We start from the raw sequence: 24,088 nt of genomic DNA, 5'->3' as shown, positions 1-24,088 counted from the left end.
CCGTGGGCCGCTGTCATACGTGGGTGTCTGACGCCGTCCGACAGGCGTAACGATGCCTGCCCCTGCCGACCACGGGGGGGAGTCGACAGAGGCAGGCACAGGGGGTGCAGAGCGCTCGAACCGCTCCCCCCCTTCCGGCGCACCTCGGTCGTGGTGCTCGCCTTCCCTCAGAGCGCCGGGGGCCAGTCGGTCACTCGTCCCGCACCACCATCGCGAACGACGTACAGACACGCCGGAACCCCTTGTGTCCGCTCCGGCCTGTGTGGCTCATGCACTCCACGTCGACCGCCGCGCCGTCCGTCGCGGGCGTGGCCGTCCACTTGCAGTGAAGGCACTCCGCTTCGAAGGTCACGTCAGTGTCTGGGTGCTGCGTGATCCGATGCTTCACGTACCGCATGACGGAGCGCACCATCACTCGGCCCCGTGTTCTTCCCGAAGGTGCGTACGGAGAACGACGTTTGCGTCGGACACCTTCGAGTAGCCCCCGACCGATCGGGCGCTGGTCCGAGTCACAGCGATGCCGAGGCATACGCCGCAACCTGCCACAGGGTCCGGCTCCGGGACTGGCGCTCTCAGGTGCACCGGCCCCGTCATCGTCGTCTTCGGTGTACTCATCCCGTACGGCCTCCCCGCATGGATCTCGCTGCGATCCATCCTTGGGGCTCTGGCCCGGCGTCCCTACCCTCTTTCCTGTTGAGGCAAGAACTCGTCTCGGATGCTCTCGACGAGGGCGCGCATGTCGTCGCCGTAGAGAGCCACGTCGGCGAACCGCTCGAAGGTGTCGACGTACGTCTGAATGTCCCTGGGGTCCCGTGTCGTGATCTCCGAGTGGAACGTCTCGACGATGACAAGCCGGTCGTCGTGGATGCTGAAGCACGTCATGGGGAAGTCCGGCATCCGACCGGCCAGGGGCACCACCCCAACGGTCACGCTGGGAAGCCGGGACAGGGACACAAGCCGGTCGAGCTGGATGGCCGTGACGGCTGGCTCGCAGATCAGCCACCGTAGGACGTGCTCACAGATCACGAAGTAGAACGACCGGCCGTCTTCGTAGAGCGTCGCCTGCCGCTCCATCCTCGCTGCCACCGTCCGAGCCCTGGTCTCGGCCGGCAAAGCTGGAGGCAGGGAGAACACCGCCGTGGCGTACTCCGGTGTCTGGAGGAGTCCGGGGATGAGTTGCCCCTGAAACAGCCTGAGAGCGGCTGTGTTGGCCTCGATGGCCTTGATGGTGTTCTGGTGCTTCCACGGGCCCATACGGCGCAGCAGGCGCCACGCTGTGGCCTCGGTGACCTCAGCTCGGGCAGTTGCAAGGAACTGCTCCTTCACTGCGTCCGAGACGCCGAGCGCGGACAGGATCAGGTCGACGTCCTGAACCGTGGGCAGGGTCCGGCCGTTCTCGATCTTCGAGAGCTTCCCTGCGGACATGGAAGCCCTGCGGGCTACCGCGTCACCGGTCAGTCCCGATGCTTCCCGCAGTGCCCGCAGGGCTTTCCCGATCGACTCCGTGGTCAGTGATGCCGCTCCCAGTAGACCGCGAACGGCACGGCGCGAGTGAGCGCCAAGTCGCGGTAACCCTGGTACTCCGCGAGCCGTTCGGCAGGCAGGAGTTCACCGCCGATGAACTTGCCCTCGGGGGTGTAGTGCATGCGGTACACGTTGCGGTCGTCGAAGAGCCAGAAGTCGTGATCGGGCAGGCCGGTCACTCCCTCCTCGGCAAGGTCGATGATCCCGATGGACTCCCCGGCCTTGATGTTGCCGGGGTAAGACGACAGCTCGTAACGCAGGTAATCGGTCAGAGGGGAGCGCAGGGCATGAACGCGGGACACGCTCTTGCCCTTGTCGGTCATCGAGCGCACCCATGGGTTGTCATCCCACTCCGGGCCCATGTCCTCGCCCGCGAGAAACCGCGCGATTTCGTCCTGCTCCTCTTCCACGTCGTACACGTCGAGCGTCTCCAGCCGGAACGCCGTCCGCTCGAAGGTCTCGAAGAGACGGCCGAACTCCTCACCTGCGAGCACTGAAGTACTCCTCAAGCACTGCGGCCGGGACCATGACGGCCGTCTCGCCCTCGGGGAGGTTGAGTTGCGCCAGCCGCTCAGGGGCGGTGACCACGTAGCCCTGCACTACGAAGTCCTTGCCATCGTCCGTACCCCAAAGCGTCGGACACGTGCCGTTCTTGCACTCTGGATCTCCAGACAGCTTCCGCAGTGGTGCACCCATGGCTTCGCCCTCACATCGACGGTCCTTGCCGCGTTCGATGCTTCTGCCCTGCGGGCAGCATGGTCAAGATGCCGGGCTTTCCAGAACGGGAAAGCCATCTGATTTGTGCCTTCGATGTGGGGGCCCGGAGGCTGTTGCCTCCGACCGTAGCTGACGATGTCTCTGGGCCATTGGGGCTCGCAGCGGCACGCCTCCCCATACCATTCGCGACCATGGCCACTCACTTGCTCGATTACTCCCAGACCGGTCCGCTCACCCATCTGGAACCCGCACAGGTGAGACTCGCAGAGGAGCTACCGAACGATCCCGTTCGTATCTGTGCAGCTGTGCAGCGCCTGGTCATCCAGCCGGGTGACGCCTCGACGCTGGGAGTCCCGGAACATCGGTTCGCGGAGAAGAATCTACGGCCGGTCAACAAGCTGATCGCGGCACTGACCGCGCTCAGTCCGGCCCCGCTCCACCAACCCCGAGAGCCTGAAGAGAGGATCGTGGGTACCTGCCGACACTTCGTCACCCTGGCCTGTGCGCTGCTACGCCTGCGCGGGATCGCGGCCAGAGCCCGATGCGGGTTCGGCATGTGCTTCCTGGAGGGGCGTGGCGCCGACCACTGGATCACCGAGTACTGGCAGGCCGACGAGCGGCGATGGGTGCGCGTCGATACCGAGCACCTCGACCACGGGTACGTACCGCGTCCCGAGGACCTTGCCGAGGACGAGTTCCTGACAGGCGGTGAGGCTTGAGCGCAGTACCGCAAGGGCTTGATCGACCCCCAGAAGTTCGGGGTACCCGGGACCGACCACGCTTGGGGACCGGCCGAGATCAGTGGCAACGCCATCCGTGATCTGGCCGCGCTCTGCAAGTACGAAATGTTGCCGTGGGACGAGTGGGGTCACATGACCGCTGCGTACGAGGGCACGACAGGATCCGACTACGACCGTCGCATCGACGAAGTGGCCGCCGTCTGCTCTGCGGGCGATCCGTCGGCGCTGACCAGTCTGTACGCCCATGAGGACCTGACGGTACCCGCCAGTCTGCTCAGCTGACGCCGTCGCTCGCCGTCGGCCTGCGAGGCTTCCCTGGCCGACGCGGTGCCTGGCCACGCAGCGACCCCCGATCAGTCACCGGAGCGGTCGGGGGTCGCGCGTCGCGAGAGTCAGGCGCCGAGCGCCTGCTTCACCTGCGCAAGGCTCGGGTTCGTCATGACAACCTCAGCGCCACCACTGGAGGGAACTACCTGAACAGTGGGAACCGTCTGGTTTCCGCCATTCGCCTTCTCCACGAACGCCGCGGAGTCCGGGTCGTGCTCGATGTTGATCTCGTTGTACGTGATGCCCTCGCGGTCCAGCTGGCTCTTCAGCCGTGTGCAGTAGCCGCACCACGTGGTGCTGTACATCGTCACAGTGCCCGGCATGTCTCTCGTGCTCCTTCGACGGTTCGGGGGACGGGTGCTCGCAGGGGGAGAACGTACTTGAAAGCGCCACCATTCCCGCCCGGCGATCGAGCGGGACGTGACGCCTGCCGCATTAGTACGACTGCGGGGGCCTGCCTGTGGACAACAGGCTCACCCGTCCCGGGCGACCTGGCAGCATGGCTGTGTGACAGCAGCAACGCACTCCACGCTCTTCCCGCGGGTACCGGACTCGGCCGACGCGGTACTCGAAGGGCTCGACCCCGAGCAGCGCGAGGTGGCCACCGCCCTGCACGGTCCGGTGTGCGTGCTGGCCGGCGCAGGCACGGGCAAGACCCGGGCCATCACCCACCGCATCGCCTACGGCGTACGCGCCGGCGTCCTCCAGCCCTCCAGCGTGCTCGCCGTCACCTTCACCAACCGCGCCGCCGGAGAGATGCGCGGCCGGCTGCGCCAGCTCGGTGCCGTCGGCGTCCAGGCCCGCACCTTCCACTCCGCCGCCCTGCGCCAGCTCCAGTTTTTCTGGCCGAAAGCGATCGGTGGCTCCATGCCCCGGCTCGTCGACCGCAAGGTCCAGCTGGTCGCCGATGCGGCCGCCGCCTGTCGCATCCGCCTCGACCGGGGCGAGCTGCGGGACACCACCGCCGAGATCGAGTGGTCCAAGGTCACCCAGACCGTCCCCGCCGACTACGCCGTCGCCGCCGCCAAGGCCGGCCGTGAGACGCCCCGCGACCCGGCCGAGATCGCCCAGCTCTACGCCGCCTACGAGAACCTCAAGCGCGACCGGGCCGTCATCGACTTCGAGGACGTCCTGCTGCTGACCGTCGCCGTCCTCCAGGACCGGCACGACATCGCCGACCAGGTCCGCGCCCAGTACCAGCACTTCGTCGTCGACGAATATCAGGACGTCAGCCCCCTCCAGCAGCGCCTGTTGGAGCTGTGGCTCGGCGATCGGAACAATCTCTGTGTGGTCGGCGACGCCAGCCAGACGATCTACTCCTTCACCGGAGCGACCCCCGACCACCTCCTGGACTTCCGCACCCACCACCCCGGCGCCACCGTCGTCAAACTGGTGCGCGACTACCGCTCCACACCCCAGGTCGTCCACCTCGCCAACGGCCTGCTCGCCCAGGCCCGAGGCCGCGCCGCCGACCACCGCCTCGAACTGATCTCCCAACGCCCCCCGGGCCCCGAACCCCTGTACACCGAGTACACCGACGAGCCCGCCGAGGCCGAGGGCGCCGCCCGCCGCATCCGCGACCTCATCGGCGCCGGTGTCCCGGCCAGCGAGATCGCCGTCCTGTTCCGCACCAACTCCCAGTCGGAGACATACGAACAGGCCCTCGCCGATGCCGGCGTGCCCTACCAGCTGCGCGGTGCCGAGCGGTTCTTCGATCGCCCCGAGGTGCGAAAGGCGGGTATCGCCCTGCGCGGCGCGGCCCGTTTCGGCGGCAACGACGTCCTCCTCGACGACGCCGTCGACCTGCCCTCCCAGGTGCGTGCCGTGCTGTCGGGCGAGGGCTGGACCGCGCAGCCTCCGGCCGGCTCCGGCGCCGTCAGGGAGCGCTGGGAGTCGCTCGCCGCCCTGGTGAACCTCGCCCATGACTTCGCCTCGGCGAAGCCGGGCGCCACTCTGAGCGACCTTGTCGCCGAACTCGACGAGCGCGCGAGCGCCCAGCACGCCCCCACCGTGCAGGGCGTCACTCTTGCCTCCCTGCATTCGGCCAAGGGCCTCGAGTGGGATGTCGTCTTCCTGGTCGGTGTCGCCGAGGGCATGATGCCGATCACCTACGCCAAGACCGACGAGCAGGTCGAGGAAGAGCGCCGCCTGCTCTATGTCGGCGTCACCCGCGCCCGCGCGCATCTGCACGTCTCCTGGGCGCTCTCCCGCTCGCCGGGCGGCCGCCCCAACCGCCGCCCCAGCCGCTTCCTCGACGGGCTGCGCCCCGGCTCGACCACCACCGCCGGCCGTACCGGTCCGGGCGCCGCCGGCGGTATCGAACGTGGCTTCACCGTCGGGGGACAGGCCACCGTCCCGCGCCGCCGGCACCGCACCCCTGCCCGCTGCCGGGTCTGTGGACGCACACTGACCGACGCCGGTGAGATGAAGCTGATGCGCTGCGAGGACTGCCCCTCGGACATGGACGAGGGTCTCTACGAGCGGCTGCGCGAGTGGCGTGGGGTGCAGGCGAGCAGCAGTGGACAGCCCGCGTTCTGCGTCTTCACGGACAAGACCCTGATGGCGATCGCCGAGGCCGCCCCCGACGAACCGGGCGACCTGGCGCGGATCCCGGGCGTCGGGGCCCGCAAGCTCAGCCGCTACGGGGCCGACGTCCTGGCCATCTGCGCAGGTCGGGAGCCAGGGGGAGATGACGACGGGGACTGATACGAACTCGTCGAAAAAATAGTTTGCGCATGCCCCAGCAATCCCCATAGGTTCTTAGGCACGGGAACGGAGGCCTTCTCGGAGGCCCCGATTCCGTGCTGTACTTGCATATCCGTCGGACTGGGCTCACCCCCGGTCCCCCGAGACGCCGAGAGGAGGCGATTCCAGTGATCAGCATCAAGAGCAGCTCCACCAGCACCGTGAAAATGACCGATCGCTCGGTCGTCTCCGCGTGCATGCTCGGCGTTTCGTACCTGGGCACCGGTCTGTCCGGCATTTCTGCCGCCCGTCCGGCGTCCTCCCTGTCTCTCGCGGGTCTTCCCATCCGTGAGCGCAATGAGCGACCGACCAAGGCACTGGAAGCAGCAGTAGCGGCGCAGGCCAAGGCCTATGCCTTTACGGCGACCGGTGCCGGATTCCGGGAGCAGACGACGCAGCATCACCTGATGTGGGCCTTCCGTGGGCCAGAACCCTGGAGTGATCCAGCCTGATCGTCGATCAGGCCGGCGCCTTCAGGGCCGCGGAACCCCATCCGGGATCCGCGGCCCTTCTGTTTGTCCTCGAACGGGGATGACGGAGCGAAGGGGCCTCGGGACAAGAAAAGAACCCGGTACCAAGCCGACACCCGGTCCAACACGACCGGACCGACCAGACGAGGAAGACCAGCCGTGCAACTCGAAGCGCACGCCCCGTCCGTACCGCCTTCCGAAGCGATCCCCAAGCCCGGCCTCACGGAGGACCCCACCTTGACCCCGCTCACCGCGCTCACCGCGCTCGACGACGCCATCGAGAACCTCGGCGTACCCGTCCCTTGCCGGTCCTACGACCCGGAGGTCTTCTTCGCCGAGTCGCCGGCGGACGTCGAGTACGCCAAGTCCCTCTGCCGCACCTGCCCGCTGATCGAGGCCTGCCTCGCCGGCGCTACGGAGCGGCGTGAGCCCTGGGGCGTCTGGGGTGGCGAGCTGTTCGTCCAGGGTGTCGTCGTCGCCCGGAAGCGGCCGCGTGGCCGCCCGCGCAAGAACCCGGTCACGGCATGAACCCCGCAGGAACGATCGACCGTCCCCTCACGAACGACCCCAAGAAGCAGGCCCCGATGAAGCCGTCCACCAGCGAGCCCACAGGCTTCGCGACCCCAGACTTCACCACCACCGGCGCGACCGACTCGCGTCAGAACAGGACCCGAGAGATGCAACTCATCCCAGAAGCCCTGGCTCGTGCGCATATGCACGACCGGCTGCAGGAGGCGGAGCGGGAACGCCGGGCCATGCGCCTGGCGACCGCCCGCCGGATGCAGCGCCGGGCCGAGCGCGCCTCGCTGCGTGCCCGCCGGGCGCTCGCCATGGCGGTCATGCAGTAACCGACCACACTGAAGCGTTGGTTCCCCGTGGGGGTCGGTCCGTGCGAACGGACCGGCCCCCACGGTGCGTTGTAATCGCCGATCCGCCGGGCGCGGCGATATCGTCACCGGGTGACGAGTCTTTCCGGAGGCAGTGACAACGGTGGCTTCGCAACGGAGCCACGCCCCGTCGTGTGTGCCCGCTGCGGCAAACCGGCCGAAGGCCCGCAGCCCACTTGGACCTGTTCCGTGGAGAACGGGACCCGCAACTACTTCTGCGACACCTGCGCCCGCGACAATCTCAGAGCGATCGAGGGGCGGCTGGACTCGGCCTGGTGGTGAGACCGGTCTCCGGGGCCCTATCAGCAGCACCACCTGATCGGTCTCCACGTCGCACCCGAGCGCCGGATGACTGCCGTCCGTCACCGTCTCCGTCTCACCTGCGGAGTACGAAGAGGTGCATGACGTCGTGCCACTGCGGACTCACGCTTCCGCAGCCGGATCCTCCGTCTCCTCCACCTCCGGCAGGAAGCCTGGGAGCCACTCCTCCAGTTCCTCGCGTAGACGCACCGTCGAGCCGAGTTGGCACAGGACGCCGATCGTGCTGAGGGTCACACGGTGTATCAGGAGGTATGCCGGGGGGAGGTTGAGGCGCTTGCCGAGTTGGTAGGCGGGGGAGCGGGGGTCGGCGACGCGGCCGGCCTGGCTGCGCATCCAGCCTCGGGTGAAGGTGAACGCCTCGACCCGGGCCGGCTCGATGATCGGCAGGAGGTAGTCGAGGACCGCGTCGGGGTCCAGCTCGATGGAGTCCTTGACGAAGCCCTCCGCGCACAGGAGCTCGTAGACGGCCTCGGCCTGGCCGTCGAGGGTCATCCGGAGCGAGTCGCCGATGGGCGTCGGAAGGCCGCCCGGGAGGCGGTCGACCGTGCCGAAGTCGAGGACGCCCAGGCGCCAGTCGTCCTCGCCGTCCGGGCCGCCCGGCAGCAGCCGGAAGTTTCCCGGGTGCGGGTCGGCGTGCAGCAGGCCGGTGCGGGCCGGGCCGGAGAAGAGGAAACGGGCCAGCAGCTGGCCGGCGCGGTCGCGCTGGCCCTGTGTGCCGTCGGCGATCACCTCGGACAGTGGGACGCCGTCGATCCACTCGGTGATCAGGACCTGGTCGCACTGGTGGACCACCGCCGGCACCAGCACGTCCGGGTCGTCCGCGAACTCCTCCGCGTGGGCCTGCTGGGCCTGCGCCTCCAGCCCGTAGTCGAGCTCCTCGGAGACGCGGTCCCGGAGTTCGGCGATCAAGGGCTTGATGTCCATGCCGGGAATGAGAGGGCCCAACAGGCGTGCGAAGCGGCTCAGTTGGTTGAGGTCGGACAGCAGGGCCTCGCCCGCTCCGGGATACTGCACCTTGACCGCGACCTCGCGGCCGTCGTGCCACACCGCCCGGTGCACCTGGCCGATCGAGGCCGCCGCGGCCGGCTTGTCCTCGAATTCCTCGAACAGGTCGTGCCAGTCGTCGCCGAGCCGCTCCGCCAGAACGGTGTGCACGGTCCGCGTGGGCATGGGGGGCGCCGCTTCCTGGAGCTTGGTCAGTGCGGCCCGGTAGGGGCCGGCGACTTCCTCGGGCAGCGCCGACTCGAAGACGGACATGGCCTGTCCGAACTTCATTGCCCCGCCCTTGAGCTCACCGAGCACCTTGAACAACTGCTCCGCCGTGCGCTGCTGCAGCTCGCGGCCGACGATGTCGGCGGACTCGCCCACGATCCGTTTGCCGAGTCCCCAGGTTGCCCGGCCGGCGAAGCCGAGCGGGAGCGCGGCGAGCTTGGCGGTCCGGGTGACCGCCTTGCGCGGAAGATCAGACATGCGCCCTCCAAGTCCCAGCCGGCCGCGCCGCACCTGCCGTAAGGCACTCCGTTGACGACCGTTGCTCAGCCATTGTCTCGTGCGACTCCCCGTCCTGAGCGGTGTGTTCTCCCTTACCTTTCTCCGCGGCCCCGCATGAGCATGCAGAGTGTGCCCAGACCGGCCGCGCATGCCACTGAAGACCGGGCAGCGAGACCTCCCAGCGAGCCCCCGCGGTGGAGGGGATCCGGCCGTCCAGGAAGGCGAGCGCGTGGGCGGCCGCCAGCCCGGCGACGGTCGTGGCCAGCGTCAGGTCGCAGGCGCGGACCTGGCCGGACTTCCCGGAGTGCCACTGGGCGACCATACGGGGCCAGGTCGGGTCCCGTTCGCTGCGCCCCTCGTGCAGGCAGCCGGCACAACCCGTCTCGCCGGGAAGGACGAGGGGGCCGACGACGCCGGTCGCCTCCACGACCCCGGCGTACAGGTGGGGCGTACCGGAGGCGATGAGGGGTTCGGCGGCGGACGGGGCGGGTGCGTGCACGGCGACATCGTCCCGTGGGGCGAGGATCACCAGGGAGAAGCCCCGCTCGTCTGTGCCTCCGGGCGAGCCGGCGGCACGGCGCGGTGGGCGGTCCGGTGCCGCCCTGCGTGCGGCGCGACGGGCCGCATCGTCCCTGCGCTCCCCGACCGCCTCGGCGGGCAGCCCACCCGGAGCCACGTCCCAGGGCTCGACGCGGCCGCCGTCACGCACGTCGACCTCACCGACTCCCGCGCCCGACAGCAGACCGGCCAGGACCGCGCCGACCCGGCCGGCGCCCCTCACCTGGACCCGCAGAGAGCGGCGAGCGGCCAGGATCCCGATCGCGTCGCCCGGTTCGGAGGTCGTCAGCGAAAGCGACGCCAGATCGGGGCGCAGTCGGTCGAGGACCTCCTTCTTGCTCCGCAGGGCGTCGGCGGGCGGTCCGCCCCCTCTTGCGTCGTCGAGGAGCCCGGCATGTGCGAGGCGTGCCACCAGCGTGTCGACATGTCCGTCGGGCAGGTCCATCCGGCGGCCTTCTTCGCGCAGGAGTGCGAGGCCGCGCGTGCCGTTGATCAGATCGAGGAAGCTGCCGGTCGCCGTGTCCATCGGACCGAGCGTCATCGCGTGCGCGGGGGTCATCCCGAACTGCACGGTGTTGAGATCACGCCAGCCACGCCGCAGCGCGGGCTTCACCATCGGATGCATCGCAGGCCCCCGTAGCCGAAAGGAAGTCGAAGGAGTCGAGGGAGGTCGGAAGAGAGTCGAGGGAGGTCGGAGGAGGTCGGAGGAACGCGAGGGAAGTCACAGAACGTACGGAACGTCCCCCTTCGCCGATGGAGGTCGGTCCACGCTCCGCCGGCGAGTGCCAGCATGCCCGGCCCGGCCGCGCGGCGCCGAAAGTTGTCCACAGGCAGGGGGTATTCGTCGTACAAATTAAACGCAGAGTGGGGGATCGGAACCGAACCGTCCCGGAGTCGGGACTTCCCCCGTGTGCAGCGGGTAACGTCGGGGCGTGTCCGCCGACCCACTGCACCGTGCCGGAACTCCACAGCGCAGCACGACGAGCCAGCCGCCGAGCGGCTCAGGGGCGAGCGCGATCGAGGTGCGCAGGAGTGCCCGTCGACGCAGGACGGTCTCCGCGTACCGCGAGGGCGATCGCACCGTCGTGCTCATCCCTGCCCGGATGTCCGAGGCGGAGGAGCAGCGCTGGGTGACTGTCATGCTCGACAAGCTGGCGGCCCAGGACGCCAGGCGAGTGCTCGGCGACGGCGAGCTGGCCGAGCGCGCCGAACGGCTGTCGGCCCAGTACTTCGACGGCCGCGCCCGGCCCGCGTCCGTGCGCTGGGTCACCAACCAGAACACGCGCTGGGGCTCGTGCACGCCGGCCGAGGGCAGCATCCGTCTGTCGCACCGGCTGCAGGGCATGCCCGAGTACGTCGTCGACTACGTGCTCCTCCACGAGCTGGCCCATCTGCTCGTGCCCGGACACGGGCCGCGTTTCTGGCGGCTACTGGACGCGTACCCGCGTACCGAGCGGGCCCGGGGTTATCTCGAAGGGGTGGTGGCCGCCGACCGGCTGCCCCATTTGCCCGGTGCGCGCAGCGAGTGATCTCGCCCCGCGGCGGAGCTTCCGGCAGTGCTGAACACGCCTTGTGTACCGGGACTGTACCGACTTCGTCCGGTGTCCGGGTTTGCCGTTAGCCTGGCGCGACGCACTCGTATTCGGGATGGGGGACGGTCGTTACGCATGGCCAGGGAATTCCAACGCGGCCACAAGGCCAAGATCAGTGACCTCACCGCGGGCACCGATCTGTACGTAGGCGTGCAGATCAGCGGCCCCGGACTGGGCTTCGACATCAGCTGCTTCGGTCTCGACGCAGACGAACGACTGTCGGACGACCGATACTTCATCTTCTTCAATCAGCCGAAGTCCCCCGAGGAGGCCGTTCAGCTCCTGGGCCCCCAGGCGGGCGACACGGAGTCCTTCCGGGTGACGCTCGACCGGATCCCGCCGCAGATCCAGAAGCTGTCCTTCACGGCGACGATCGACGGCGCAGGGCAGATGTCGCAGGTCGGGCCCGGATACATCCGGATCGTCGCGGGCGGCGAGGAGGTGGCGCGGTACTCCTTCAACGGCTCCGAGTTCTCCACCGAACGGGCCGTGATGCTGGGCGACTTCTATCTGAAGGACGTGTGGCGGTTCGCGGCCGTGGGACAGGGCTTCGACGGCGGGCTCGACGCGCTGCTGAAGAACTTCGGCGGTGAGGTCCTCGAGGAGGAGGCGCCCGCCGCCCCGCAGCAGCCGCAGAGCGGTGCCGCTCCCGGCTTCGCCCCGCCCGCCCAGACCGCTGCGCCGCCGGCCTTCGGCGCTCCCTCGGCCCCGGCTCCCGCACCTGCCCCGGCGCCGCCGCAGCCCCAGCCCGCCGCCCAGGGCTTCGCGCCCCCTCCGGGCGCCACCCCGCCGCCCCCGGCTCCCGCCCCCTCGGTACATGCCGCGCCGACCATCGTCGCGCCCCTGACCCCGCCCGGCGGCGGCACCGTACCGCCGCCCCCAGCGCCCGCTCCCGCCCCCTACGGGCAGCCGCAGCAGCCCTACGGTCAGCAGGCCCCGGCCGCCCCGAGTGCACCCATGCCCCCCGGGTATGCCCAGGCACCCCAGGCACCGACGCCGCCTCCCGGCTACGGGCAGCCGACCCCGCCTCCGGGCTACGGCCAGCAGCCGCCGTTCGGGCAGGTCCCGGGCCAGCAGGCCGCCCCCTACGGAGTGCCGCAGGGTGCTCCCCAGGGCGGTGCCGGGGTGACCGCCGCGTTCCAGCAGTTCAAGGAGACGCCCACCGGGCAGCGCTGGACGCAGCAGAACAAGAAGCTCATCCGCGTCGACCTCGGGATCGGGGGCCAGCCCGTGCTGGCGCGGCAGGGCAGCATGGTGCTCTACCAGGGCAAGGTCGACTTCAGCTACAAGGGCGCCGGGTTCGCCGGCCGGATCGTGGGCAACGCGACCGGCCAGGAGATGCAGCTGATGCGCTGTACCGGTCAGGGCCAGGTGTTCCTCGCCGAGAACTCCACTCATCTGCACCCGATCGAACTCCAGGGCGACGCGATCTGCGTCTCCGCCGAGAACGTTCTCGCCTTCGACGAGAGCCTCCAGTACGAGGTCCGCCGGGTCGAGGGACACGGCATCCCCGGGGGCGCCCTGTTCACGATGCAGTTCCAGGGCACCGGCACCATCGTCGTGAAGACGCACGGCACGCCCGTCGTGCTGCCCGTCACCCCGACCACTTTCGCCGACTGCAACGCGGTGGTCGCCTGGTCGGCAGCCTCCCAGGTGATCGTCTCCAGCCAGGTCCGGATGCGGCGCAATGCCTACCCGGGCGACACCGGCGAGAGCGTCAACCTGCAGTTCCGGGGCGCCCCCGGCAACTTCATCGTCGTCCAGCCGTACGAGGTCTGAGGGAGCCCGTCATGAACCAGCCGCTCGCGGGCTACGCCCCGGCACCCGTCACCGCCCGCATGGAGAACCACGGCAACCACATGCTGAAGGTCGCCATGCAGACCGGAAACGACCTCCTCGCGCGCGTGGGGTCGATGGTCGCCTACGAAGGCTTCGTCCAGTACGAGCCCAACCCGCCGGCCGTGCGTCAGATCGCCCGAGACTGGGTCACCGGCGAGGGCGCGCCCCTGATGAAGGCCTCCGGCGACGGATTGCTCTACCTCGCCGACTACGGCGCGAACGTCGTCGTGATCAACCTCAACGGCGACGGCATCTCCGTCAACGCCACCAACCTGCTCGCCTTCGACGCCCACCTGACGTGGGGCGTCGAACGGGTCAAGGGGCTGGCGAAGTTCGCCGGGCAGGGCCTGTGGAACACGAAGATCTCCGGGCAGGGCTGGGTCGCGCTGACCTCCCGGGGCAAGCCGATCGTCGTCGACTGCGGCGGCGGCGAGGACGAGACGTACGTCGACCCCGACGCGCTCGTCGCCTGGTCCCCGAACCTCAAGGTGAAGGGCAAGCGCAGCTTCAAGGCGCAGTCACTGATCGGCCGGGGCAGCGGCGAGGCCTACCAGATGGCCTTCTCCGGCCAGGGCATCGTCGTCGTCCAGCCCAGCGAGGACAGCACCGACCGCCTCCGGGTCCGGGGCTGAGGGGGAGCCAGAGTCACCATGCAGAGCCCGCTTTTCGCCCACAACGACCAGCAGACCCAGCAACGCTGGAGCCTGCAGAACAAGCAGATGCTGCGCGTCGCCCTGGAGGGGCACGACGACATCCTGGCCCGCAAGGGCACCATGGTCGCCTACCAGGGCCTCGTCGAGTTCGACGCCGAGTACCAGAACAGCAACCGGTCACGCGCGCGTGCGTACACCGGGGAGGGCCTGGACCTGATGCGCTGCCACGGGCAGGGCACGGTGTTCTTCGCCAACCTCGCCCAGCACGTCCACCTCGTGGACGTGGAGCAGGACGGGCTGACCGTCGACAGCAGCTACGTGCTCGCGATGGACTCGTCCCTGCACCACGAGGTCATCGCGGTGGACAGCCTGTACGGCATCTCCGGCTCGGGGAAGTACCAGCTCAACATCACCGGCCGCGGCAAGGTCGCCCTGATGACCTCGGGCGCGCCGCTGATGATGCAGGTCACGCCCGACAAGTACGTCAACTGCGACGCCGACGCGATCGTCGCCTGGTCCACCGGCCTGCGTGTCCAGATGCAGGCCCAGACGCACTCCTCCGGGGTGTGGCGGCGCCGTGGAAGTACCGGCGAGGGCTGGGAGCTCAGCTTCATGGGCAGCGGCTTCGCGCTCGTCCAGCCCAGCGAGCTGCTGCCGCCCCAGAACGCCCAGATCGGTCAGGGCCTCGCCGCGCAGTTCGGCATGGGCCAGCAGGGGGCGCGGGGCCAGAACCAGGGGAACGTCTGGAGCTGACCGAACATACGTCCGAGGGGTGACCGCGGAGGCGGTCGCCCCTCGGACGTTCAGGGCGATCAGAGCCGGGCGCGGGTCGCGTCCAGCAGTCGTACGACGGAGTCGTCCGCCACGTTCGCCACGTCGTCGTACGCGAACCACCGCACGTCGAGGGACTCGTCGCTGATCGCGTGCTGCGCGTCCGGAGGCGCCACGACCGCGTACTGGACGTCGAAGTGGCAGTGGCACGGCGGCGGGATCGGGTGCCGGTCCAGCCGCACCGGGCCGCCCGGAAGCAGCGTCAGGCCCGCGATGCCCGACTCCTCCGTCGCCTCGCGAAGTGCCGCCGTCGCCAGGGCATCGTCGCCGGGCTCGCAGTGGCCGCCCATCTGCAGCCACATGCGCAGCTTCTTGTGCAGGGTCAGCAGGACCCGGCCGTGCGCGGGGTCGACCACCAGGGCGCTCGCGGTCACGTGGCCGGCGTGGCAGGACTTCCACATGCCGTCCGGGTGCGCCGCGAGGTGGTCCAGGTAGGCCTGGCGCAGCTCTTCCTGACCGTCGTACTCCTTCAGTACGAGGACCGTGTCGTCGTACAGGCTCACTCGGTGTCGTCGTCCTTCGTGTCCTCGTGCTTCTTCAGGTCCGGGGTCTCGCCCGAGCCACTGCTCGCCGCCTCGCCCAGCATCTTGTCCCACTCGGAGAAGTCCATCTGCTCGCGGTGCACGAAACCGTCCGGGTCGTCCAGGTCGGTGGCCGTCGGCAGCATGTCCGGGTGGGCCCACAGGGCGTCACGGCCGTCGACGCCACGCGCGTCCGTGAGAGACGCCCACAGCCGGGACGCGTCGCGCAGACGGCGCGGGCGCAGCTCGAGGCCGATCAGCGTGGCGAACGTCTGCTCGGCCGGGCCGCCCGTGGCGCGACGGCGGCGCAGCATCTCACGCAGCGCGTCCGCGGACGACAGGCGGGGCTTCGCGGCCGCGTGGACCACCGCGTCCACCCATCCCTCGACGAGCGCCAGGGCCGTCTCCAGACGGGCCAGGGCGGCCTTCTGCTCCGGCGTGTCCTCCGGCTGGAACATGCCCTGCTGAAGGGCGTCCTGAAGCTGCTCCGGGTTCTGCGGGTCGAACTGGCCGACCACGTCCTCCAGCTTGGCCGTGTCGACCTTGATCCCGCGCGCGTACCCGTCGACCGCGCCGAACAGGTGCGAGCGCAGCCACGGCACGTGCGCGAACAGACGCTGGTGGGCGGCCTCCCGCAGGGCGAGATACAGCCGCACCTCCTCCTTCGGCACGCCCAGGTCCTTGCCGAACGTCTCGATGTTCACCGGCAGCAGCGCGGCCTTGCCGGCCGGGCCGAGCGGCAGGCCGATGTCGGTCGAGCCGACGACCTCGCCCGCGAGCACGCCGACGGCCTGCCCGATCTGCGTGCCGAACATGGCACCGCCCATGGAGCGCATCATGCCGATCAGCGGGCCGGCCATGGCCTGCATCTCCTCCGGCAGGACGTCGCCCATCGCAGCTCCGACGCGCTCGGCGACCGGGTCGACGAGCTCCTTCCACGCGGGCAGGGTCGCCTCGACCCACTCCGCGCGGGACCACGCCACCGCGGAGCCGGCACCGGACGGCAGGGACGTCGCGTCGTCCAGCCACAGGTCGGCCAGGCGTACGGCCTCCTCGACCGCGGTCCGCTCGGCGGGACCGACGCTCGCGTCCTTGACCCCGTCAGAGGTGCCCTGGGCGACCGTCTGGCGGGCGATCTGCTTGGCCATGTCCCAGTTCACCGGGCCGCCCTCGTACGAGAGCATCTGGCCCAGCTGCTGGAACGCGGCGCCCAGGTCGTTGGGGTTCAGCGAACCGAACATGGCAGCGAGCGGATTGTCCGCGCCGGGGCCACCAGGGCCTCCGGGCCCGAAACCGAACGGGTTGGCCGGTCCCTGACCACCACCGCTCTCCTGGTCCTTCTTCTTGCCCTCGTCGCCGTTCTCCGGCTCCTCCGGCGGAAGGCCGAATCCGAATGGGGTGTCACTCACGGGATTCCTCGGCTGGTAAGGCCACCGGTTCTTTCCGGCGGCACGACTGCCCGACAACAGCACCCAGCCTAGACACCGCGGGCGGATCAGGCCTCGGTGCTTCGCCCACAGAGAGCCTGCGGCAGGATGGATGCCACCTGGTACGTACGCGTCCCTCGCGCTCGTATGAAGACAACCGCTGGAGACACCCGGTGAGTTCCCCAGATCCGCAGGTTCGCGCAGCGCGAAACCACTCAACCCCTGCCGCCGCCCGCGGCCCCGTCGTCGCGGTCACCGGCGCCGCGTCCGGCGTAGGTGCGCTGCTCACCGAGCGGCTCGCCGCATCGGAGGAGGTCAAGCAGGTCATCGCCATCGACGAGCGTCGGGGCGAGTGCGCGCAGGCACAGTGGCACATTCTCGACGTGCGGGATCCGGCCATCGCGGACAAGCTGCGGGGCGCGGACGTGGTGGTGCACCTGGCGCTCGACCTGGACCTGGGCAGCGATACAGCCGCTCGTACGGCTTACAACGTCCGGGGGACGCAGACCGTCCTGACGGCGGCCGCGGCCGCCGGAGTGCACCGGGTGGTGCTGTGCACCTCCGCGATGGTCTACGGGGCGCTGCCGGACAACGAGCTGCCGCTGTCGGAGGACGCCGAGCTGCGCGCGACCGCCGAGGCCACGGGGGTCGGCGACCTGTTGGAGATCGAGCGGCTGGCGCGGCGCGCTCCGCGGGCGCATCCGGGGCTCAATGTCACCGTGGTGCGCCCGGCGGTACTCGTCGGTGAGACGGACACCGCGCTGACCAGGTATTTCGAGTCGCCTCGGCTGCTCGTCGTGGCCGGATCGCGGCCCGCGTGGCAGTTCTGTCATGTCGAAGACCTGTGCAGTGCTCTGGAGTACGCAGTCCTGGAGAAGGTCGAGGGGGAGCTCGCCGTCGGCTGCGACGGGTGGCTGGAGCAGGAGGAGGTCGAGGAGCTGAGCGGGATCCGGCGGATGGAGCTTCCGTCGGCGGTCGCTCTGGGGGCGGCGGCCCGGCTGCACCGGATCGGGCTCACGCCGTCCCCGGCGGGGGACCTGGCGTACACGATGCACCCCTGGGTGGTGAGCGGGAGCCGGCTCCATGACGCGGGGTGGCGGCCGCAGTGGACCAACGAGGAGGTGCTCGCGGAGCTTCTGGACGAGGTCTCCGGGAGGCGTACGGTCGTCGGGCGGCGGCTGGGACGCAAGGATGCGACGGCCGCGGGTGCGGCGGGAGCGACGGTGGCTCTGCTGGGCGCGGCGGCGGTCGTGCGGCGGGCGCGGAAGGCTCGGCGGCGGATCTGAGGCCCGGGCGCGGTGGGTGTCGGGTTTTCTCGGCTCCGCCGCCCCACGAGGCTGAAGATCATCGAACGGCGCACCCCCTGTAGGAGACTCCGAACGCCACGCGCGCGTGCCGGGTGAAGACGCTATTCCCCGTGGTCCCGGGCGTGCGGCACGATGGGGGTATGGCATCAACGAACGATCATCCCGGTGAGCAGGCGGCGCAGGACTCCATCAAGCTGATCGCCGTTCGCGACACCGCGCTCTCCGTGGACGAGGTCTTCCGGGCCGTAGGGGACGACGCCGCCGGGGGGACCGCACTGTTCGTGGGGACCGTGCGCAATCACGACGGGGGCTCCGACGTCGACCGGCTCGGCTACTCGTGCCATCCCAGTGCCGAGGCGGAGATGCGGCGGATCGCGGAGAAGGTCGTCGCCGAGTTCCCGGTGCGCGCGCTGGCCGCGGTGCACCGTGTCGGGGACCTCAGGATCGGAGATCTCGCCGTCGTCGTCGCCGTTTCCTGCCCGCACCGGGGCGAGGCCTTCGAGGCCTGCCGGAAGCTGATCGACGACCTCAAGCACGAAGTGCCCATCTGGAAGCACCAGAAGTTCTCCGACGGCACCGAAGAATGGGTCGGCGCGTAGCGCTGTCGTTGGGGGGTGGTGGTCGGGTGACGGGTGGGCGGGTCGGCGCGTAGCGCTGTCGTTGGGGGGTGGTGGTCGGGTGACGGGTGGGCGGGTCGGCGCGTAGCGCTGTCGTTGGGGGGTGGTCGTCGGGTGACGGGTGGGGGCTGCTGAATTCCTTGTCCTCCGTCCGGTTGCGTAACCGGACCCCTGCCGTGAGCGTTGTCAGTACGGATGGTTAACTGCTGATCAGTCAGTTGCGGTCGCTCAATGGGGTTGGGAGGTCGGCATGGGCGCTCTCGCCTGGTTGCTGATTCCGCTTGTGGCTGCGATCGGCGCCGGTCTGTGGGGCAGTTGGGCCAACCGGACGAGGAGGGCGCGCGGCGACGGGCCCGAGCTGGACGGGTATGCCCGTTTCCGTGCCGCGATGGAGAAGTCGCACACCGGTACGTGACGGGGTGGCCCTGACGGTGCGCTGACAGGAGCGTCCCGTACTGTCGAGGCATGCCACGCCGCACTGCGACGATGCTCGCCTCCACCCTGATGCTGATCGCGCTCCTGTGCGCGGGAGTGTTCATCCCCGTGCCGTACTCGGAGATGTCCCCGGGGCCGACGGTGAACACCCTCGGTGAGCACGGTGGTGAGCCGGTGCTGCAGATCTCCGGGCGCAAGACGTATCCGACCAGCGGCAACCTGAACATGACCACGGTGCGGGTCACCAGTGCCGACTACCGGATGAACCTCGTCGAGGCCGTGTACGGCTGGCTGGCGCACGACAACAAGATCGTGCCGCACGACACGCTCTACCCGGACGGCAAGACCGAGGAGCAGTCCACCCAGGAGAACGCCGAGGAGTTCAGCCAGTCCCAGGAGAGCGCCAAGGTCGCCGCCCTGAAGGAACTCGACATTCCGGTGCAGTCGTGGGTGATCGTCTCGACGGTCGTCAAGGGTTCCCCGGCCGAGGGCAGGCTGCACGCCGGCGATGTGATCAAGGCCGTCGACGGTACGACGGTGAAGGAGCCCGCCGACGTCGCGAAGCTGGTGACCAAGCACGAGCCCGGCGACGACGTGGTCTTCACGATCGTGCCGGCCAAGGAACAGGCCGCTGCCGAGAAGGAGAACCGGAAGGCGACCACGACCGAGAAGGTCACGATCACCACCACGACGTCCGACGACAGCGGTGAGAAGCGGGCCATCGTCGGGATCTCCGCCGGGACCGATCACACGTTCCCGTTCACCATCGACATCAAGCTCGCCGACGTCGGCGGACCGAGCGCCGGTCTGATGTTCGCGCTCGGCATCTACGACAAGCTCACCCCGGGCAGCCTGACCGGCGGCAAGTTCGTCGCCGGCACCGGGACCATCGACGACGAGGGCAAGGTCGGGCCCATCGGCGGCATCGAGATGAAGACCGTCGGCGCCCGCGACAAGGGTGCCCAGTACTTCCTGACGCCCGCCGACAACTGCGCGGCCGCAGCCAAGGACACCCCCTCGGGGCTGCGCCTGGTCAAGGTGAACACCATCGACGACGCTCTCGACGCCCTGAAGGACATCCGCTCCGGCGACACCGCCGACCTGCCGAAGTGCACCACCAAGGGCTGACGCGGAGCAGCACGTACGTGGCTGGGGGCGCCCTCGAAGCGAAGGGCGCCCCCAGTGCCGTGCGCGACTACGCCGGACGTGACTACGCCGGACGTTACGAGGACCTCAGTCCTCGAACGTCGCCGTCAGCGCATCCGCCAGCCCCGGGACCAGGTCGGCGCCCGTGAGGACCTCCGTCGGGGAGTCCTTCTCGCGCAGGCGCACGGCCGACTCGCGTGCGCCGTCGCGCAGGACCGCGACCGTCATACGGACCTCCTGGCGCTCCGGGTGCTCGGCCACCCACTTCGCCAGCTTCGCGTCGCTCAGGCCCTGCGGGACCTGCGCCTCGGCGGACGGTGGCAGCATCAGGCGCTCCACGGTGAGCGCGCAGCCGACCACCGCGTCGGGCCAGGCGATCGTGGCGAGGAACTCGTCGAGCTGCTTGTCCGTTGGAATCTCGTCCTGCTCGATCGGGGTGAGACCGGTGGTCTCCTGTTCTTCACCCAGGCCGAGCTGGGCCGCGAGCGAAGGTTCCTGGGCCCGCAGCCGTGCGGTGTCGACGAGGGCGAAGAGGCGGGCGGGCTGGTCCCAGCCGAGGCCGGAGGCGTACTCGTCGATCTCGAGTACGGCCCGGGTGAGCGGACTCGCCGCCATGGGAGTGTTGGACATGGTCACAATCCTGCCTCGTTCCCGGCCGGAATCGGGAACCGAGTAAAGCGTGAGTAAGTTGCATAGGTGTGGGCCTGCGATCACGAGGCCCCGGGGAGGGCCCGCAAAAATGCGGACCTGACGTATCGACAGCGAACTTCGAGGTGCGCACCTTGGCTTTCCAGATGCCGGACCGCGGCGGAGGCCCGACAGGGCCGCGGATAAGAGTGGGCCGCCCGTCCCGGCGTGTCCGGACCCTGCTCATGACGCTGGGCGTCCTTGCCGTTCTCGGTATGGCGTTCACCATGTTCGCGGGCTTCTGGACGGACTGGCTCTGGTACCGGTCGGTGAAGTACTCGTCCGTGTTCACGACGACGTTGTGGACCAAGATCGGGCTGTTCTTCGTCTTCGGCCTGCTGATGGCCCTCGCGGTCGGCGTCAACATCTGGCTGGCCCACCGGCTGCGCCCGCCGCTGAGCGCCATGTCGATGGAGCAGCAGAGCCTCGACCGCTACCGGATGGGCATCGCGCCCTACAAGAAGTGGCTGCTGTTCGGTATCACCGCCCTGGTCGGCCTCATCGCGGGTGCGTCCGCGTCGAGCCAGTGGCGGACCTGGCTGATGTGGGTCAATGGCGTGCCCTTCCACCAGAAGGACCCGCAGTTCCACCTCGACGTCTCCTTCTACGCCTTCGACCTGCCCTGGTACCGCTTCCTCCTGGGCTTCGGCTTCGCCGCCGCGATCCTGTCCCTGATCGCCGCCGCGCTCACCCACTACCTGTACGGCGGACTGCGCATCACCAGCCCGGGCGCGCGCGCGACGGCCGCGGCCACCGGGCACCTGTCGGTGCTCCTGGGCATCTTCGTCGCCCTCAAGGCGGTCGCGTACTGGCTCGACCGGTACGGCCTCGCGGTGAAGTCCAGCGACTTCAAGGCGACCGACAACTGGACGGGCCTCAGGTACGTCGACGCGAACGCCTACCTGCCGGCCAAGACGATCCTGTTCTGCATCGCCGTCATTTGCGCCCTGCTGTTCTTCGCCACGCTGTGGCGGCGCACCTGGCAGCTGCCCGTGATCGGCTTCGGCCTGATGGTGCTCTCCGCGATCCTCATCGGCGGCCTGTACCCGGCGATCGTCCAGAAGTTCCAGGTCCAGCCCAACGAGCAGGCCAAGGAAGCGCCGTACGTCGAGAAGAACCTCAAGGCGACGCGCGAGGCGTACGGCATCGACGGCACCCAGGTCACCGAGTACTCGGGCAAGAGCAGCACCACGGACAAGACCAAGCTGCGGGACGACGTCGACGCCACGGCGAGCATCCGCATCATGGACCCGAATGTCGTCTCGCCCACGTTCCAGCAGCTCCAGCAGATCCGGAACTATTACGCGTTCCCGACAAACCTGGATGTCGACCGCTACACCAAGGACGGCAAGGACCAGGACACCGTCATCGGTCTGCGCGAGCTGAACCTCAACGGCATTCCGAAGAACAACTGGATCAACGACCACTTCCGCTACACCCATGGTTACGGCGTGGTCGCAGCCAAGGGCACGGAGGCCGACGCCGAGGGCCGCCCGGTCTTCACCGAGTCCGACCTGCCGTCCACCGGTTTCCTCGGGACGTATCAGCAGCGGGTCTACTACGGCGAGAAGACCACCACGTACTCGATCGTCGGCGGTCCCCAGAAGGAGATCGACTACTCCGACGACAACGGCGAGAAGACCACCAGCTACGCGGGCAAGAGCGGGGTCAACCTCTCCAACCCGGTCAACCGGGCCGCGTACGCGGTGGCGTTCGGGGAGCCGCAGATCCTGTACTCCGGTGCGATCGGCGAGGGTTCGCGGATCCTGTACAACCGCACGCCCAAGGAGCGCGTCGAGGCGGTCGCCCCGTGGCTGACCATCGACGGCGACGCCTACCCGGCGGTCGTGGACGGCAAGATCCAGTGGATCGTCGACGCGTACACGACCACCAACGGATACCCGTACGCGTCCCGTACGACCCTCGGCGACACGACGGCGGACTCGCTGACCGCGACGAACAACTCGCGCGCGGTGGTGGCCCAGCAGAACCAGGTCAACTACATCCGCAACTCGGTGAAGGCGACCGTCGACGCGTACACCGGTGACGTCAAGCTCTACCAGTGGGACACCGAGGACCCGGTCCTGAAGACCTGGATGAAGGCGTTCCCGGGCACGGTGAAGCCCAGGACGGCCATCCCGGACGCCCTGATGGATCATCTGCGGTACCCGCAGGACCTGTTCAAGGTCCAGCGCGAGCTGCTCACCCGCTACCACGTGAAGGACGCGCAGACGTTCCTCAGCGGCAGCGAGGTGTGGCAGGTGCCGGACGAGCCGACCAACAAGTCGGGCGACGCCGTTCCGCCGTACTACCTGAGCATGAAGATGCCTGACCAGACGGCGCAGGCGTTCTCGCTGACGACGACGTTCACGCCCAACGGCCGGGACAACCTCAGCGCGTTCATGGCGGTCGACTCCGAGCCGGGCACCCCCGACTACGGCAAGATCAGAATCCTGAAACTGCCGACCAACACAACGGTCAACGGGCCCAAACAGGTCCAGAGCCAGTTCAACTCCGAACAGGACATCGCGGAGTCGATCAAGTTGTTGAAGGGCGGCGACTCCGATGTCGAGTACGGCAATCTGCTGACGGTGCCGCTCGACGGAGGACTGCTCTACGTGGAGCCGGTCTACGTACGCGGTGGTGGACTGAAGTACCCGCTGTTGCGCAAGGTGTTGGTGACCTACGGAGGCAACACCGCGTTCGAGGACACGCTCGACGAGGCCCTCAACAAGGTCTTCGGAGCGGAGGGTTCCACCACTACGCCGCCGGACGAGAGCACGACCAAACCGCCGACGTCCTCCAACCCGACGGTCCAAGAGGCTCTGAAGGACGCCCAGAAGGCCTTCGACACCGGCCAGGAGGCCCTGAAGAAGGGCGACTGGCAGGCGTACGGCGAGGCACAGAAGGACCTCGAGGACGCGCTGAAGCGGGCCGAGGACGCGCAGGCGAAAGCGGACAAGACCAGCGGGGGCAGCGGGAGCGGCAGCAGTCCGAGCCCGAGCAGCACCGCCAGCAGCAGTCCGAGCAGCAGTCCCAGCAGCAACCCCAGCAGCAACCCCAGTAGCAGTCCCAGTGGCAGTCCGAACAGCGGCTGAGCAGGGGCTGAGCAGCGGCTGAGTGAAGAGCTCCCCCCGCGCCGTGGTACGGTTGGAACACAACGGCGCGGGGTGGAGCAGCTCGGTAGCTCGCTGGGCTCATAACCCAGAGGTCGCAGGTTCAAATCCTGTCCCCGCTACTGATCGCGAAGGCC

Annotated in this window: 23 protein-coding genes and 1 tRNA gene; 16 read left to right on the top strand and 8 right to left on the bottom strand. The window is 69.1% G+C overall.

The genetic code is table 11. The features are described from left to right. Positions 1-678 precede the first annotated feature (678 nt). Both ACFY16_RS09090 and ACFY16_RS09085 read right to left on the bottom strand, forming a co-directional pair. Complete coding sequence (locus tag ACFY16_RS09090; RefSeq protein WP_390646695.1) at positions 679-1,485, bottom strand: helix-turn-helix domain-containing protein; 807 nt, start codon at positions 1,483-1,485, stop codon at positions 679-681. Between the two features lie 23 nt (positions 1,486-1,508). Continuing rightward, the gene (locus ACFY16_RS09085) at positions 1,509-2,018 is read right to left on the bottom strand and encodes a DUF6879 family protein (protein WP_390646443.1); all 510 of its coding nucleotides are present in this window, start codon (positions 2,016-2,018) and stop codon (positions 1,509-1,511) included. Between the two features lie 414 nt (positions 2,019-2,432). Between ACFY16_RS09085 and ACFY16_RS09080 the strand changes: the two genes are divergently transcribed. Together ACFY16_RS09080 and ACFY16_RS09075 are read left to right on the top strand one after the other, a co-directional pair. Next, the gene (locus ACFY16_RS09080; RefSeq protein WP_390646442.1) at positions 2,433-2,960 is read left to right on the top strand and encodes a transglutaminase-like domain-containing protein; all 528 of its coding nucleotides are present in this window, start codon (positions 2,433-2,435) and stop codon (positions 2,958-2,960) included. 18 nt (positions 2,961-2,978) lie between these two features. Next, on the top strand, positions 2,979-3,263 hold the full coding sequence (locus ACFY16_RS09075) for a hypothetical protein (protein WP_390646441.1): 285 nt from the start codon (positions 2,979-2,981) through the stop codon (positions 3,261-3,263). Between the two features lie 110 nt (positions 3,264-3,373). Here the strand turns inward: ACFY16_RS09075 and ACFY16_RS09070 are convergent, their stop codons facing one another. Next, entirely contained in the window at positions 3,374-3,631 is a 258-nt protein-coding gene (locus ACFY16_RS09070; protein ID WP_390646440.1) for a mycoredoxin, read from the bottom strand. 184 nt (positions 3,632-3,815) lie between these two features. Between ACFY16_RS09070 and ACFY16_RS09065 the strand changes: the two genes are divergently transcribed. The 4 genes from ACFY16_RS09065 (at position 3,816) to ACFY16_RS09050 (ending at position 7,371) form a co-directional block, all read left to right on the top strand. Then, positions 3,816-6,014 (top strand): ATP-dependent DNA helicase UvrD2, encoded by a 2,199-nt coding sequence (locus tag ACFY16_RS09065; protein WP_390646439.1) that lies wholly within the window; start codon positions 3,816-3,818, stop codon positions 6,012-6,014. Positions 6,015-6,181: 167 nt separating this feature from the next. Then, positions 6,182-6,505, top strand: coding sequence for a hypothetical protein (locus tag ACFY16_RS09060; RefSeq protein ID WP_390646438.1), 324 nt, complete (start codon positions 6,182-6,184; stop codon positions 6,503-6,505). A gap of 177 nt (positions 6,506-6,682) precedes the next feature. Then, complete coding sequence (locus ACFY16_RS09055; protein WP_390646437.1) at positions 6,683-7,051, top strand: WhiB family transcriptional regulator; 369 nt, start codon at positions 6,683-6,685, stop codon at positions 7,049-7,051. After that, the gene (locus tag ACFY16_RS09050; protein ID WP_390646436.1) at positions 7,048-7,371 is read left to right on the top strand and encodes a hypothetical protein; all 324 of its coding nucleotides are present in this window, start codon (positions 7,048-7,050) and stop codon (positions 7,369-7,371) included. The genes ACFY16_RS09055 and ACFY16_RS09050 overlap by 4 nt, the downstream gene beginning before the upstream one ends. 462 nt (positions 7,372-7,833) lie before the next feature. On the opposite strand, the gene ACFY16_RS09045 is transcribed toward ACFY16_RS09050, so the two are convergent. Both ACFY16_RS09045 and ACFY16_RS09040 read right to left on the bottom strand, forming a co-directional pair. Then, the gene (locus ACFY16_RS09045) at positions 7,834-9,201 is read right to left on the bottom strand and encodes an ABC1 kinase family protein (protein ID WP_390646435.1); all 1,368 of its coding nucleotides are present in this window, start codon (positions 9,199-9,201) and stop codon (positions 7,834-7,836) included. Next, positions 9,194-10,405 carry a TOMM precursor leader peptide-binding protein gene (locus ACFY16_RS09040; RefSeq protein WP_390646434.1) on the bottom strand — a complete coding sequence of 404 codons (1,212 nt, stop codon included), beginning with the start codon at positions 10,403-10,405 and terminating at the stop codon, positions 9,194-9,196. The genes ACFY16_RS09045 and ACFY16_RS09040 overlap by 8 nt, the downstream gene beginning before the upstream one ends. Before the next feature lie 307 nt (positions 10,406-10,712). Between ACFY16_RS09040 and ACFY16_RS09035 the strand changes: the two genes are divergently transcribed. The 4 genes from ACFY16_RS09035 to ACFY16_RS09020 all read left to right on the top strand — a co-directional run bounded on the left by ACFY16_RS09035 (position 10,713) and on the right by ACFY16_RS09020 (position 14,617). Continuing rightward, a complete protein-coding gene (locus ACFY16_RS09035) occupies positions 10,713-11,309 on the top strand; it encodes a M48 family metallopeptidase (RefSeq protein WP_390646433.1) in 597 nt (198 codons plus the stop codon). Positions 11,310-11,447: 138 nt separating this feature from the next. Beyond that, positions 11,448-13,151, top strand: coding sequence for a TerD family protein (locus ACFY16_RS09030; RefSeq protein ID WP_390646432.1), 1,704 nt, complete (start codon positions 11,448-11,450; stop codon positions 13,149-13,151). Between the two features lie 11 nt (positions 13,152-13,162). Further along, positions 13,163-13,843 carry an AIM24 family protein gene (locus ACFY16_RS09025; protein ID WP_390646431.1) on the top strand — a complete coding sequence of 227 codons (681 nt, stop codon included), beginning with the start codon at positions 13,163-13,165 and terminating at the stop codon, positions 13,841-13,843. 18 nt (positions 13,844-13,861) lie between these two features. Next, positions 13,862-14,617 carry an AIM24 family protein gene (locus tag ACFY16_RS09020; RefSeq protein WP_390646430.1) on the top strand — a complete coding sequence of 252 codons (756 nt, stop codon included), beginning with the start codon at positions 13,862-13,864 and terminating at the stop codon, positions 14,615-14,617. Positions 14,618-14,676: 59 nt separating this feature from the next. Here ACFY16_RS09020 and ACFY16_RS09015 read toward each other — a convergent pair whose 3' ends face one another. Both ACFY16_RS09015 and ACFY16_RS09010 read right to left on the bottom strand, forming a co-directional pair. Then, entirely contained in the window at positions 14,677-15,198 is a 522-nt protein-coding gene (locus ACFY16_RS09015; protein ID WP_390646429.1) for an NUDIX hydrolase, read from the bottom strand. Next, complete coding sequence (locus tag ACFY16_RS09010) at positions 15,195-16,625, bottom strand: zinc-dependent metalloprotease (protein WP_390646428.1); 1,431 nt, start codon at positions 16,623-16,625, stop codon at positions 15,195-15,197. Before ACFY16_RS09010 ends, ACFY16_RS09015 begins: the two co-directional genes overlap by 4 nt. Positions 16,626-16,816: 191 nt before the next feature. On the opposite strand from ACFY16_RS09010, the gene ACFY16_RS09005 reads away from it, so the two are divergent. The 4 genes from ACFY16_RS09005 (at position 16,817) to ACFY16_RS08990 (ending at position 20,130) form a co-directional block, all read left to right on the top strand. Next, positions 16,817-17,929 (top strand): SDR family oxidoreductase, encoded by a 1,113-nt coding sequence (locus tag ACFY16_RS09005; RefSeq protein WP_390646427.1) that lies wholly within the window; start codon positions 16,817-16,819, stop codon positions 17,927-17,929. 161 nt (positions 17,930-18,090) lie between these two features. Continuing rightward, on the top strand, positions 18,091-18,549 hold the full coding sequence (locus tag ACFY16_RS09000; RefSeq protein ID WP_390646426.1) for a molybdenum cofactor biosynthesis protein MoaE: 459 nt from the start codon (positions 18,091-18,093) through the stop codon (positions 18,547-18,549). Between the two features lie 268 nt (positions 18,550-18,817). Then, complete coding sequence (locus tag ACFY16_RS08995; RefSeq protein WP_390646425.1) at positions 18,818-18,982, top strand: hypothetical protein; 165 nt, start codon at positions 18,818-18,820, stop codon at positions 18,980-18,982. A gap of 50 nt (positions 18,983-19,032) precedes the next feature. Beyond that, positions 19,033-20,130 carry a PDZ domain-containing protein gene (locus ACFY16_RS08990; protein WP_390646424.1) on the top strand — a complete coding sequence of 366 codons (1,098 nt, stop codon included), beginning with the start codon at positions 19,033-19,035 and terminating at the stop codon, positions 20,128-20,130. Positions 20,131-20,235: 105 nt separating this feature from the next. Here the strand turns inward: ACFY16_RS08990 and ACFY16_RS08985 are convergent, their stop codons facing one another. Beyond that, positions 20,236-20,778: a PPA1309 family protein gene (locus tag ACFY16_RS08985; RefSeq protein WP_351144582.1), complete on the bottom strand. Its 543-nt coding sequence runs from the start codon at positions 20,776-20,778 to the stop codon at positions 20,236-20,238. Between the two features lie 164 nt (positions 20,779-20,942). On the opposite strand from ACFY16_RS08985, the gene ACFY16_RS08980 reads away from it, so the two are divergent. Both ACFY16_RS08980 and ACFY16_RS08975 read left to right on the top strand, forming a co-directional pair. Further along, positions 20,943-23,933, top strand: a complete 2,991-nt coding sequence (locus ACFY16_RS08980; protein WP_390646694.1) for a UPF0182 family protein — start codon at positions 20,943-20,945, stop codon at positions 23,931-23,933. Between the two features lie 66 nt (positions 23,934-23,999). Then, a tRNA-Met gene (locus ACFY16_RS08975) sits at positions 24,000-24,073 on the top strand. The last annotated feature ends 15 nt before the right edge of the window (positions 24,074-24,088 follow it).

This window comes from Streptomyces sp. NPDC001315, from assembly GCF_042896175.1.
In the GTDB taxonomy this organism is placed as follows: Bacteria; Actinomycetota; Actinomycetes; order Streptomycetales; family Streptomycetaceae; genus Streptomyces.
The sequence above is the reverse complement of the archived record's forward strand: the minus strand, read 5'-3'. Positions and strand labels throughout refer to the sequence as shown.